This is a genomic window from Pseudarthrobacter sp. R1 (assembly GCF_024494415.1).
GTDB lineage: Bacteria > Actinomycetota > Actinomycetes > Actinomycetales > Micrococcaceae > Arthrobacter.
In genome coordinates this window covers 96,620-109,617 of record NZ_JAMKFI010000009.1, presented here as the reverse complement: position 1 = coordinate 109,617, position 12,998 = coordinate 96,620, and the positions used below count along the sequence as shown (strand labels likewise).

11 protein-coding genes and 1 pseudogene are annotated in these 12,998 nt (G+C 58.0%); 1 reads left to right on the top strand and 11 read right to left on the bottom strand.

The features are described 5' to 3' along the window. Positions 1–30 precede the first annotated feature (30 nt). Positions 31–642 carry a zinc-binding dehydrogenase gene (locus M8J71_RS17765; RefSeq protein WP_256249128.1) on the bottom strand — a complete coding sequence of 204 codons (612 nt, stop codon included), beginning with the start codon at positions 640–642 and terminating at the stop codon, positions 31–33. 51 nt (positions 643–693) lie between these two features. After that, positions 694–948: pseudogene (locus M8J71_RS23690) on the bottom strand (alcohol dehydrogenase catalytic domain-containing protein); the annotation flags it as partial. Between M8J71_RS23690 and M8J71_RS17760 the strand changes: the two are divergent. Beyond that, a complete protein-coding gene (locus tag M8J71_RS17760) occupies positions 859–1,065 on the top strand; it encodes a hypothetical protein (RefSeq protein ID WP_256249127.1) in 207 nt (68 codons plus the stop codon). The pseudogene M8J71_RS23690 and the gene M8J71_RS17760 sit on opposite strands and share 90 nt — an antisense overlap. A 34-nt stretch (positions 1,066–1,099) precedes the next feature. Here M8J71_RS17760 and M8J71_RS17755 read toward each other — a convergent pair whose 3' ends face one another. The 9 genes from M8J71_RS17755 to M8J71_RS17715 form a co-directional block, all read right to left on the bottom strand. Next, complete coding sequence (locus M8J71_RS17755; RefSeq protein WP_256249126.1) at positions 1,100–2,182, bottom strand: hypothetical protein; 1,083 nt, start codon at positions 2,180–2,182, stop codon at positions 1,100–1,102. A gap of 120 nt (positions 2,183–2,302) precedes the next feature. After that, positions 2,303–3,082, bottom strand: coding sequence for an SDR family NAD(P)-dependent oxidoreductase (locus tag M8J71_RS17750; RefSeq protein ID WP_256249125.1), 780 nt, complete (start codon positions 3,080–3,082; stop codon positions 2,303–2,305). Positions 3,083–3,182: 100 nt separating this feature from the next. Next, a complete protein-coding gene (locus M8J71_RS17745; RefSeq protein WP_256249121.1) occupies positions 3,183–4,706 on the bottom strand; it encodes an ABC transporter substrate-binding protein in 1,524 nt (507 codons plus the stop codon). Between the two features lie 500 nt (positions 4,707–5,206). Further along, positions 5,207–6,034, bottom strand: a complete 828-nt coding sequence (locus M8J71_RS17740; protein WP_256249120.1) for an ATP-binding cassette domain-containing protein — start codon at positions 6,032–6,034, stop codon at positions 5,207–5,209. Beyond that, positions 6,031–7,728, bottom strand: a complete 1,698-nt coding sequence (locus tag M8J71_RS17735; protein WP_256249119.1) for a dipeptide/oligopeptide/nickel ABC transporter permease/ATP-binding protein — start codon at positions 7,726–7,728, stop codon at positions 6,031–6,033. The genes M8J71_RS17740 and M8J71_RS17735 overlap by 4 nt, the downstream gene beginning before the upstream one ends. 86 nt (positions 7,729–7,814) lie before the next feature. Next, positions 7,815–8,756 (bottom strand): ABC transporter permease, encoded by a 942-nt coding sequence (locus M8J71_RS17730; RefSeq protein ID WP_256249118.1) that lies wholly within the window; start codon positions 8,754–8,756, stop codon positions 7,815–7,817. 475 nt (positions 8,757–9,231) lie between these two features. Further along, positions 9,232–10,008, bottom strand: coding sequence for an IclR family transcriptional regulator (locus M8J71_RS17725; protein ID WP_256249117.1), 777 nt, complete (start codon positions 10,006–10,008; stop codon positions 9,232–9,234). A gap of 726 nt (positions 10,009–10,734) precedes the next feature. Then, positions 10,735–11,988 carry a Gfo/Idh/MocA family protein gene (locus M8J71_RS17720; RefSeq protein ID WP_256249116.1) on the bottom strand — a complete coding sequence of 418 codons (1,254 nt, stop codon included), beginning with the start codon at positions 11,986–11,988 and terminating at the stop codon, positions 10,735–10,737. Positions 11,989–12,010: 22 nt separating this feature from the next. Then, on the bottom strand, positions 12,011–12,994 hold the full coding sequence (locus tag M8J71_RS17715) for a sugar phosphate isomerase/epimerase family protein (protein ID WP_256249115.1): 984 nt from the start codon (positions 12,992–12,994) through the stop codon (positions 12,011–12,013). Positions 12,995–12,998: the final 4 nt, after the last annotated feature.

The following is a 12,998-nucleotide window of genomic DNA, read 5'->3' as shown; positions in this document are numbered from 1 at the left end:
CTCATTAGTAAAATTGGTAGGTGGTAATGGTCAACGTGTCGGCGTGAAGAGGAACTTGACGCCGTCACCTCGACGCGTGGACGCGAAAACGTCTTCCCATTCCGACAGAGATGCCTGACGTGTAATGAGGGGCCGCAGCTCGACTTTCCCCAAGGCGGCGAGGCGAATTGCCCGACGGAATCCGCTGGGAGTTGCCCCGAAACCCGAGGTGACAGTGAGATCCTTCAGGCAGACGGCGTTCATGTCGATTGGAACGGGCTTACTGAAGAGACCGAGTTGAACGTAGTGTCCCTGGCGTTTGACGGCGGCCAGACAGGTCGCGGCTGCCGCGGCGGCTCCTGCGCACTCAATGACAACGTCAAACTCTTCGATCATGTCCGTTAGCTCGCGCCCGCTTACATGAGTGGTAAGACCCAACTGGGACCCGATTGCCAGCCGCTGCCCGTCGGCTTCCCTGCCAGACAAGACGACATCTCCTCCTGCGGCGCGGGCGATTTGCGCGGCGAACAGGCCGATCGCTCCGGGCCCAGTAACAAGTACCCGATCTCCTGGGTTGACAATCGGAGGGTCGCAGAGGGCACCGGCAGCACAAGCCAGGGGTTCGAGCAGCGCGGCCTCTACAAGGTCGATGGATTCAGGCACGCGGTGAAGATTGGTTACCGGAACGAGGACAGCGGGCGCGAAGGCACCATCGACATGGCTTCCCAGTGACTGCCGGTTCGGGCACAGGTTGCGGTGTCCGCCACGGCAGGCGTCGCAGGTACCATCGCTGCCGTAGAAGACCTCCGACACTACCCGCGCCCCAACCCACTCCTCGCTGACTCCGGGACCTGTTGCCTTAACCGTCCCACTAAGCTCATGCCCAACAGTCACCGGTGGGCGCACTGGCCACTCACCGTCGATGATGTGCAGGTCTGTGCCGCAAATACCTGCAGCAGCAATTTCCACCAGCACCTGCCCGGATCCCGGGGGCCCGACCTGAACCTGCTGGAGACCTACGCTGCCGGCCCCCTGCGCGTGCTTGACCAACCCAAAACCACTGACGATGCCGTGATCACGTTGTGAGCTCATCTGCCCATCACCTCACTCGTCACTCTCTTCACTCCTTCAGCTGGTTCTTCGAAAGGTTCCCGTAAAAATCTGCAACTCGTTGGAAGGACTCTTTTGGCCCCCATGGCGGCATGGACGCAGAACGGGGGTCGTCTTTTGAATATGTCTTGACGAGCGAGTAGGCAACCAGATCCAGATCCCTGGTGCCCTCACCGGTTGGGTACACGGGGAAGCTGAAGAGGAAGACGAAGGCACCGTAGAGATCGGCGTCGGCGAAGATTTCAAGCTCGCGCCCGATGGTATCGGCTTGTTCTCGTTCACTCCGAACCGGCGGTACTCCGCCCGCAAAATTCCCGCTGCCATCTTCATTCACCCCGTGTAGGGCGACGTGGCCACCAGCACCGAGCACCCCGGCTCCCTCGTAGGTGCAGCAACCAACCTCCGGCACGACCACGGGGTTACCGAATGCTTTGTAGTACTCGAGGCCGGCGCGGTACTCCTCATCCGACTCGTCTGTCCGGTAGTAGTTCGGCCCTGTGATGTCGAAGATGGACCAGTCAACTTTTTCGGTAAAGAGGGCCGAATAGGTCAGCGGACCCTGGAAGCTTGCGCGAACCGTTTCGGCCAAGGCACGAAGTACAACGTTGAGCTTGTCGGAAGCGCGGTCGAAGGCTTCAGGGAGCTGTTCAGGTGTTTTAGGCACCCCGTGCTCGGTTAGGACCTCCGCCAGCCATGCGACCCTATCGCTGAATTTTTCGCCAGGATAGATCCCTTTGGAAAAGATGCTGTATTCGCAGCCCAGGACGAAAACGATGTCAACGCCTTCAGTACGGAGTTCATCTGCAGCCTTGGCAGCCTCGGCGAGGTAGGTGTGCATGTCATCGATACCCACCCCCATTTTCCACGGTGAGAAGTACACCGAGAGGCCGGCGTCATGGGCCAATCGTGCCGCCGTGACAACACGTTCAATGGAGTCCCCCTCGATACGAACTGCGTTCGCGTGAAGGTCGTTCGCGATCGCATTGAGGTCGTGTCGGACGAGGGACGGATCGAATGGTTCGACCGTGGAACCGCTGTCTGCCAGGTCTTCGTACTTGACTCCGACGTCGTAAACCACTCCGTAGTAGCGCATTGAGCGTTGTCCTTTCATGTTATTTGTTTATGCTGCTTCTCTAAGAAGCAGCATTGCTTATTGCTTAGGGGTTTGAGAGGCGTCCCGTCACACGCGCCTAGTTTGCCGAGGCATCGGCGACTAAGCGAGATTTGCGAGCAGTCCGGCGTCAACTCCATAACAAGATCCAGTTACGGCACTTGCTTCCTCGCTTAGCAGGAAGGCCACCACATTGGCGACTTCGTCAGCTTCGATGAGGCGTCCCATCGGGTGATTCTTGCCGAAGTCCTCGACCGCGTCTTCAACCGCCCGTTCCTGGCGGGTCCACTCGGCAAGTGCCATGGCCATGGGGGTTCGTACTGTGCCTGGAGCGACACAATTGACCCTGATGCCCTCCGCGGCGAACTCGACGGCAAGTGCCATGGTCATCGACACCAACGCTCCCTTCGAAGCCGAGTAGAGTGCCGCACCCGGTGAACTGGCGAAGGCCATCGCAGACGAGGCCAGCACGATTGAGCCACCGCCTCGCGATCGGAGGTGCGGAAGTGCTGCGCGGATGACCTCAAATGGTCCCTTGACGTTCGTTTCCACAACTTCGCGCCACTGCTCGTCCGGCACCTCCTCGGTGGGGGTCAGTCTCAGAACCCCTGCGATAGCAGCAATGCCGTCCAAGCCCTTGTATTCCCTAACCGCCGCCTCGACCGCCTGTCGCACATCCGAGGAGGATCTTGCGTCGCCGTAGAGGGCCATTGCCTTGCCGCCGGCTTGTGTAATTCGCTCGGCCGTTTCGGACACGGCCTTCTGATCTATATCGAACAGGGCGAGCGATGCTCCTTCCCGCCCCAGAAGTTCTGCCGTGGCAGCACCAATTCCTTTGCCGGCGCCAGTTACTAGGATGACCTTGTCTCTGAATCTGTTCATATACCTAATCCTCTGCAGGAATGGTGGGTCCGCCGTTAGCGGGCGCACCCGTTAGCCGGTCGGTTTGACCCTAAAGAGGCGGGTCAAACCGACCGAGGTTTCACTTGGCGGGCAAGCCCCAGACCCAAGGAGCATTCTGGTCACGGTAGATTGCCGGCGGGGAGTAGCTTATGGACGTCTTGTGAGCCCAAGGAAGGGTCATGTACTGAAGGGGCGCGTTCCAGGCATTCTCAACAAGGTAACGGTTGACGGGGGCGAATGAGTCAGCCTTGTCGGAAGCATTTGCTTCACTCAGGAGCTTCGTGAGCTCCGGCGTCGTGGTTGTAAACGGGTTGAACACGCCATAATTCGTAATTGCCTGTAAGTCTTGGGCGTCAGAGGCACCCCAAGCGTTGGGGAAATAGAACATGGGGTATGTCTTGGACAAAATCTTTGCGACGACGTCCGTAATAGGAACGACCTCCCAGTTCACCGTGATGCCGATGTCCTTCAGGGACTGGGTGATCACGGGCTCGTATTGCTGAGAAGCAATGGTGCTCGGCATGGTCACTGCGAATCCGTCTTTGAATCCCGCCTCGGCCATCAGCTTGCGGGCTTCCTCAAGATTGTAGGAGTAGGTTGATTCCAGGTCCTTGCTGTAAGCCTTCCCCGCAGGATTGACGGCCTGATTGATCCCGTGCGCAACGCCAGGTGCAACTTTTTCCATGGAGTTCCGGTCGAAGGCCATGTTGATGGCTTGACGGACTTTGATGTTGGCCAAGGGCGGAAGAATGGTACCTTCGCGGTCGACAATCCAGAGAGCGCCAATAACCGTAGGGTTGTCCGATCCCATGGCGAACTGCGACGAGGGGAGCTGCTTGGCTTGATCGGCGGTGACGGGGGCGAAGTCAAGCTGCCCCGACCGAAGGCCGTTGAAGGCTGCAGTAGGGTCTGCAATGACGGAATACTCGATTGTTTCAAACGGGTAGTCGCCGGCCCGCCAGTAATCTTTGTTTTTTGCAACGACGTACTTTGAACCAGACTGCGACCGCTCCTGGTCCAAAACGTAAGGCCCCGAGCCTACGGGCTTAGTCGCCGCATCAGGGGATCCGATGGTGGACGGAGCTGCGACCGCACCATTGATCGTGGCCAGCCTCGGGAGTACGGAGGCATCGGGCTGTGAGAGGGAGATGACCACCGTTTTCGCATCGGGCGCTGCGACCGAGCTCATAGTCGCGAGCTCGTTTGACTGAGTTGGTCCGGTACGAGCTGCTTCAAGCGATTTGGCTACGGCTGCAGCATCAACGGGTTCTCCGTTTGAAAATTTGCTGCCTTGCCGGATGTCGAGCGTGAGCTTCGTCCGGTCTTCGTTGTATTCCCACTTCGTAGCGAGTCCCGGAGCGATGGAGCCGTCCTTTTGCATGGACAGCACCGTGTCAAAAACAGAAAGCTGAATAATGTTCTGTCCGCCCTGGTTGTAGCCAATCGCAAAGCTGTTCGGGGCTGAGGTGACCGGGACTCGAAGCGTGGTGGGTGCTTCTTCGCTCGTTTGTGGTGCCGGGGATGAACATCCGCTGAGCAGTAGTGCTGCTGAGGTGGCGAGAGCTGCAAGCCCTGCTGCCAAATTTCGGGTACGGGATGGCACTTTGACTCCTTTGTCGTGATAGACACAATCCACCCCGAAGGCGTATACCCTCGAAGTCATATAGTTATAGCATATCTGCGCCATTTGAAAAATGGAACGCCCTTTGAGGGCCTGTTTGATCCGCAGATCAGTTTGTTTTCTGTCTTCGCGTAGACCGGCAGGAGAACACGCGCCAGGTCCTTGTCATCTGCCTGGGAGTCCCCGAGGTTCACAATGCCCAGTAACCCGTGGTTCGTCGTTTGAGAAGGATAGGGCCACCGCCAACCGGAAACGAAGATCGTCGCCTTCATCAGATGATTCAGGCGAACCTGCTCATTCAAATAACGCCGGGACGAAGGTGCAGCCTTGCGCTTGAATTCGATTTTCTGCTTAACGCCGGGTCACCATGAGGCTATAGCTGTGGCCTCATGGTGACTGGATATGCGAGGCCGTGGTGATCCGGTTTTCAGGACCTGCGCGTGGACAGTTCCTGTACCGCTGCCGGCTCTAGGGCGGACCGCTCAAGTCCGGTTGAGAAGTTCGTGACGTGCCCGACGCCGTTCGGTTTGCCGATCAGGGTCCGCCGTAGGGGATGCAAGCAAAAGCTGTTTAGTGTAGTCGTGCTGGGGATCGTCGGTTACGGACCTTGTGGGCCCTGTTTCCACAATTTGTCCCCTATACATCACAGCAACACGATGGCTTATGTGTCTAACGACAGACAGATCGTGGGTAATGAACAGGTAGGCCGCCTGTGTGCTGCGTTGGATTTCAATGAAGAGATCCAGAACGCGCGCTTGGGTCGTGAGATCCAGGGCTGAAACTGGTTCATCACACACTATGAGGCGTGGCTTGAGCGCCAAAGCACGGGCAATGGCAATGCGCTGACGCTGTCCCCCGCTGAACTCGCGCGGATATCGCATTGCAGAGCTGTTGGGAAGCCCTACCCGATCCAGGAGCTCCTGCACACGCTGGTGTGCGTTCTTGTGATCAATGCCTTGAGCAATAAGCGGCTCGGACAAAATGTCTGCCACCTGCAGAGCGGGGTTCAGTGATGTGTACGGGTCCTGAAAAACGACCTGTATGTCACTGGCAAGGGCTCTCCTCTCACGGTGCTGAAGGTGAGTAATGTCGCGACCTTCATAGACGATACTGCCTCCGGTGGGGGTGGCTAGTCCCAGCACGGCGCGACCAATAGTCGTCTTCCCGGAGCCCGACTCGCCAACTAGCCCGAGCGTTTCTCCCGGCGCGATATCCAAGGAAACACCTTGCAGGATTTCGGGCGAGAAACGCCGGAACCCGCGAGCAGGATAGCGAAGACGCAAGTCCTTTACCGTCAACAGGGAATTCATCGTGATCCTCCAAGAGCGGTCTCAGGTACGTCGGTTCGAACGGCGTTTTCATCCAATATTGCGCCGATTAGCTCACGTGTGTAGGGATGATGAGGGTTGTGGAAAATGTCATGGACTGCGCCTGTCTCAACGACCTGCCCGGCGCGCATTACTACAACCCTCTCGCAAAGATCTGCGACTACGCCGAAGTTGTGGGTAACGAGTAGGACTGCCATGCCAAGCTCGCGCTGAAGTTCCCTCAGCAGATCCAGGATGTCTGCCTGCACGGTGACGTCCAGCGCCGTTGTGGGTTCATCTGCAATCAGGAGTTTGGGCCGTGACGCGACTGCTCCTGCGATTAGTACCCGCTGAGCCATGCCTCCTGAGATCTGGTGGGGGTAGGAGTTGAAAGTACGCACCGGGTCGGGAAGGCCTACTCTCGATAGGAGCTCGAGGATGACTTTTTTCGCTTCCGCTCGGGGCATTGTTTGTCGAAGTCCTTCTACCAGCTGGCTGCCGACGGTGAATGACGGATCCAGGTTGGACATTGGCTCCTGGGGTATGTAGGCGATATCGCGACCGCGCACTCCGCTGAGGTTCCGGCCAAGCAGTGTATGGCCTTCCAGTGAGAGTTCGGAGGCATGCACTGAGGCGTCGCCAGGAAGCAGGCCCAAGATTGAAAAGGCCGTCTGCGTCTTTCCCGATCCGGACTCGCCAACAAGGCCGACGATCTCGCCAGGGCGTACATCCAGCGAAACGCCGTGAACTACTTCCTTTTCCGTGCCGTCATCACCTGCGTATGCAACGACGAGGTCGCGAACTCGCAGAAGCACATCGCTCGACGCGGCATCTCTTCCATTCGGAACTTCGGTGACCCGAGACGTCATGGTCTTTGCGGTGCCCGGTCGCGGGCTCGGACGTCGCCTGCTCCTGCGTGAACCGGCCAGAGCATCACGGTAGGCGTTTCCGAAGAGGATGCATGCACCAGTGAGCAGGGTGAGACCGATGGTCGGCCACAACAGTTGCATCGGATACGAGTAAACATTTGCGAAGGCTTGGCTCGTCATCGTGCCAAAACTGGGGATATCGGCCCCAATGCCGATGAACGCGAGACCTGCCTGCAATCCGATGCATGCGGTAGCCAGGAAGGCCGCTTGGATCACGATGGGTCCTCGTACGACGTAGAAGATATGACGAGAAATGATCCGCATTGCTGACAAGCCGGACACTCTAGCCGCATCGACATAGAGCTCATCACGAACAGCTACCACCAAGTTGCGTACAAGGCGGAAGACTCCGGGTGCAAGGAGGAGCCCAAGGATGGTCATTGTAATCGCGTACCCACCGCCGGTAAGCGGCGAGAGAACGACCAGCATAATTACCGTGGGAAGCGCCATGAGCAAGTCGAAGACGTAGGATGCGACAGTGTCTGTCGACTTACGAAAGTACCCGGCTATGAGTCCGAAGGTCCCGCCGACGATCACCGCCACGCCCGTCCCAATGGCTGCGGACAACAGCGAAACCTTAACGGAAGCGAGAAACATCGCCCAGATGTCGCGGCCCGAACCGTCGCCGCCCAGCGGCCAACCTTCCGTTCCAGCAGGGGCATGTATGTGCTGGAGTGACACGAAACTTGGCTCGTGGGTTCTCAAGACCGGCTCGAGAACGCCCAGGAGTATGGAGATCGCAAGGACGGCAAGGGATCCCACAGCCATAGGGTTCCTTAGAAGCCGCCCCGACACCCCTGAGGGTCTGCGTAGTGCTTCCGGTTTGGTCCCCTCGGTAGGGCGCACACTCTCGGTCATCTGGTCCTCACTTTCGGGTTCAACCAGCCCTGTAACACATCGACGACCATGTTTACGATCACAACGAGAACAGTGCTGAAGAGGGTGACGCCCAGAACCGCGGGAAGATCACCCTGGATGGTGGCTCCTACAGCGAAGTCACCGAAGCCAGGGAGCGCGAAGATCCGCTCAATAAAGAATGAGGCACCAAACAAGCCAATGAAGAGGAGCGAGAAGGTCGTCAACGCAGGCGAGGCCGCGTTGCGCAGCGCGTGCTTGAACATGATGGACATCTCAGGAACGCCCCGGCTCCGTAGCGTCCGCACGTAATCGCGCTTGAGTTCGTCAATCATGGAGCCCCTGATCTGGGAGGACAGCGACGCAATGCCGGCAATCGACAAAGTTACTGCCGGCAATATGACGGATGCGAACCAACCGGTAGGTGATTGCAGCAGAGGCACGAATCCGATGGCGGGGACCCACATCAGCAAGACAGCGAAGATGTAGATCATCCCGATCGCCAGAATGATGACCGGGAACACATACGACAAGGTAACGAGTGCCTGGACAACGCGATCGAGCAAACCGCCTCGAGCAGCAGCTGCAATTCCAAGGGCCGAACTGACGACGACAGTGATCAGCAGTGCGACGACGACGATGGAAAAGGTGACGGGAAGACGGGTTGACAAAGAATGCGAAATCGCTTCGCCAGTGAAAAACGAGTTCCCCAAGTCCCCTTGCACCGCACCGGTCAGCCATGACCAGTACTGCTCGAGGAGAGGGCGGTCCAGGCCGAGGCGTGCGTTCATCGCATCAACCTGATCCTGAGCCGCATTCTGTCCGAGGATGTTCCGGGCGATCGACACAGCGGTGCCGTACGTCAGAAAAAACACTCCTCCGGTGACCACAAACAGCAGCACCAGCCCGCTTACAAGGCGGCGCAGAAGGAATCCGATCATACGGGCCTGCCCAATAACACGAGCTCAGGTAGCTGTCTAAACCAGCACGACAATGTCATAGTGCCACGCACTCCTTTGTGTTGACTCTCAGATCTTGCTCTTCCCAGTGGGGCAGAAAATTGCCATACGACTGGTTCCCGTCCGAGAGCCTTCAGCTTATAGCGATTTCATTATCTGCGCAAGGGTCGCACCATATGAAGAATGAGATGCTGCTTGTTGGTGGGGGCCTTGATCTGTGAGTCTCCTTTGATCAGGAGAGCCAACATTAGAATCTAAGGTAAAGGACCAGCCGACTTGGGCCCTTGACCACTCCCCCAGGGCGTCTTGGCGAAGCAGCACGGTACAAGAGCTTAGATCGGTTGAGCACGACGATTGGATGCTTTTTCTAGTTCCCGTCCTCAGGGCGACGCTCAGGGGGACAACTCGAACATTCCTGAAAGGGCCGTTAGCGCCAGGCCGTCACGAAGCAGCCGTTTCATGCTTCCCGTACGGATTCCGCAGCTTCCTTAAGCGCTGAAACGATCTCACCCTCGTTGTCCTCAAACCTTTGGGTCGGCGACGAGACCGTGAGGCAGGCGGCGATATTGTCGCCCCGCCAGATGGGGACACTGACGCAAGTAACGCCTGCTCGAAACTCTTCACGATCATAAGCAAGTCCGCTTTCACGTATTTTGGTGAATTCGGAAAGTAGATTGCTTTTCCTGGTGATGGTTTGCGGCGTAAGCGGCCGGAGGCGCATTCGTTCAAGAACGCCGTCACGAAGATCCTTAGGGGCGAAAGCAAGGAAAAGCTTCGCGCTTGCCCGGGCGTGCATGTCCTCTGCAAACCCAACGTCCAATCCGACGACGCGCACGGCGTGTGTCCCCTCGGCCCTGTCCAGCACCTGCACCCCGCTGTTCCGCCAGACACCAAGAAAAACGCTTTCGCCTGTCCGGCGCGCCACCGACTGCAGCGCTTGCCGGTAGGCGGCCGGCACTGAGTCCAGCCGTTGATAGGCGTCTACAAGGGCGCCCACTCGAGTCCCCAACCGGAACACCCGTAGGTCGTCTTTCGTCAACATGCCTTCACCCCAGAGCGTGGTCAGAAGGTGATATGTGGTCGCCAATGAGAGCCCCGACTTTTCAGCGAGACGCTTAGCGGTTTCCCCGTCTGTGCTTTCTGCAACGGCAAGGAGCAGCCCCACTGCCCTGCTGACGGATTGGATTCGTGTCTGGCTACGCGGTTCGTCGCCCATAGGGTCCTGGTTTGTCATGACTATAGTTTATGCTTCACTATCTGAAATCGGCGCTCTGGTAGCTGCATCAACTTTGTCTCTTTTCTGCATACCCCGTTCGATGAATCAGCGCGGGGGTGGCTGGTGGTGTATTGGGTTCGCTGACGGGTCAGGCTTTTATCGGATGAGTGGGTCGCGGCTGAGGCGGGCACCGTGAACCGGTGTTCTCATGACTCGTGACCGCGAAGCTCAGGCCAGGACCAGTCCCACTACATCCACAGGCTGCCATCCATGACCGCGGCCTTCGCGACGGCTCCGCACGGAGCGTGGCGGCCTTCATGATCCTGACCTTCTTTTCGCTGGCTAGCAGCGCAAGTCCAGAGAGGATGACCTAGTGATTTCCTTGCTTCCCTAGCCATCGCGGGCAGCCCGAACCCGGCTCTCATTCCATCGTTGACACGAGTGCCCTTCGGCCATCCAAACCCTGCACAGCCGGCCCTGTCACCGCCTCAGTACCGCTCTGGACGCTCGGACGTTGGGGCCTGAGCAGGAACTCACGCAGAGGTGTCCCTAGAAATTTAATGGAGCAAGGCCGTAGCGCTGCCATGCCGCGGTCCGAGGTCTTAAACGCGGAGGAGATCGATGCGGGCGCAGCCCACACCAATCTCCTCCGACGTCACCTGACGCTGTAACTAGCTTTCATCCGAGCCACTGGCGCCACAGTTGTCTGACATTCCTCGGATGACCTGGACGCCCTGTAGTGCCCTAATCCCGATCCGCGTACCTTGGATCGCTGTTTTCTCGCATGCTTCCAGCAACAGCCGTTGATGCCTCCCGATACACAACTTCTTGTCTTGCACCGGTGGTTGCCGCTCGCTCGATTGCATCAGCGACCTCGGCGCAGCGATATCCGTCTTCGAGCGTGGCGCCGTGAGGGCCGATCACTGTGTCATCGGCGATGGCTTGCAGCAGGTGACCGAGCTCGTGGACGAAGCTATCTTCCCACCCGATCATGTGGCCGTGCGGCCACCAATGTTCCCAGTACGGGTGGTAACTTTCGGAAACGAGAACCGTGCGGAAACCTTGTGCTTTCAGCCCTGGTGACGAGTCAGCCAGGTGCAACTCGATTTCGTTCATTCGTTCCTGATCGAAAATTACACTTCCGTTCGCGGCGCTGATCTCAAAGCGCATGTGGTTTTTACGGCCTGGCGCAACGCGGGTTGCTTCCAACGTGCCAAGAGCACCGGTATCAAAGGTGATGATGGCGTCGAAAGCGTCATCAACGTCGACGTGCCCGCCAGGACGATCCTCTACGAACGTCTTCATATTGGCGGAGACGGTTACTGGCTCACCTACGAGATACCGGGAAAGGTCGATGATGTGGGCACCAAGGTCTCCCAGCGCTCCTGAACCTGCGATGTTCTTGTCCAGCCTCCATGAAGTGGGACTTTTCGGGTCAACCAGCCACTCCTGATGATACCGGGCCCGGAAATGACGGACCTCACCAAGTGTCCCGTCGCCGAGCATCTGCTTTATCAACCGGATGGCGGGAAAGAACCTGTAGTTGAAGGCGGTCATCGCCTTAACGCCGGTCTTCGCGACTTCGGTCCAGATTTCATAGGCCTCATCAGCGGTTCGGCCCAGGGGCTTTTCGCAAATCACGTGCTTCCCGGCCCTGGCCGCGGCGATGGTCGGTTCCTTGTGTTGGTCGTTCGGGCCGGTGTTATCGAAAAGCCCGATCGCTGGATCCGCAACCAGCTCGCGCCAGTCCGTCGTTGACTTGGCATAGCCGTATCGGCGCGCTGCTTCATCAAGTGGGCCTTGTGTGCGGCCTGCGATTCCGATCAATTCCGGTTGCATCGGTGGGGGCCAATAGGTGTATGTAATCTTCTTCAGGGCATTGGTGTGTGCCCTGCCCATGAACGAATAGCCGAGCATGCCGACGCCGATCGCCGGGACTTCCCGGTGATCATCTTTCATTTTTCCCTGGGTGAAAAAGGCTGGCAAATCCTGAGTCATCGTAATCTTCCCCTGTCTTGTCTCAGACGAGCCAGAAGTGCTGGGCTTCGGGATCCATCGGCTCTTTCACGATGAGCGGACGCAGGTAGTCGATGGCCTTCTCGGCACCGTCCCGTTCGCTCATTACCGGGTCCTCATGCTCGTAGGACATGACGTAGTCGTAGCCGACTTCGAGCAAGGCAGTGATGACCCTCTTCCACGGCACCTGCCCCCAGCCGACCACCCGGTAGCGTGCTGCCCGGTGCATATTCCGCCAGGATCCGGTCGAGAGCACTCCGTCGCGTCGGATCTCGTCTTCCTGCACTTCAAAGTCCTTCGCGTGTACGTGGAGGATCCGGTTGCCGAAGGTCTTGATGAAGACGACCGGGTCGATCTGCTGCCAGATGAAGTGGCTGGGATCGAAATTGAAACCCCAGTCGTCACGGTCAAGCTTCTCGACAGCAGTCTGTGCTGTGGTGATGTTGTAAGCGATCTCAGTCGGGTGGACCTCGTGGGCGAACTTCACTCCGAGCTTCGCGAACTCGTCCAAGATCGGATTCCAGCGCTCCACAAAGAGGTCCCAGCCTTCGTTGTAGATTTCGAGGTGCTTCGGAGGCCACGTGTACCAGGAGCCCCAGACAGTTGAGCCGAAGAAGCCGTTGACCACCGGAATTTCCAGGTCTGATGCTGCTCGTGCGGTATTCAGCAAGTGCTGCTTACCGTATTCGAACATCTCCTGTTTGTCGGTGGTCGGCGACCAATCATCGAAACTGGCATCCTTGGGCGGAAGCACTTGCTGGGCTGATAGATGGTCCGAGAGAGCCGAGATGGAAAGCCCGCGAGAGTTCAACATCTTCTTCAAATTCCGGCTGTACTGCGGATCCGAGATGGCCTGATCGAGATCGAAATGGCCAGAGCCTGCCCAGGTGGTCAGTTCGACGGCTTCATAGCCGAGATCAGCAACATAAGTTGCTACTTCGTCCAGCGGCTTTGCGTCGAACAGTGCGGTCAGGATTCCTATTTTCATTGCA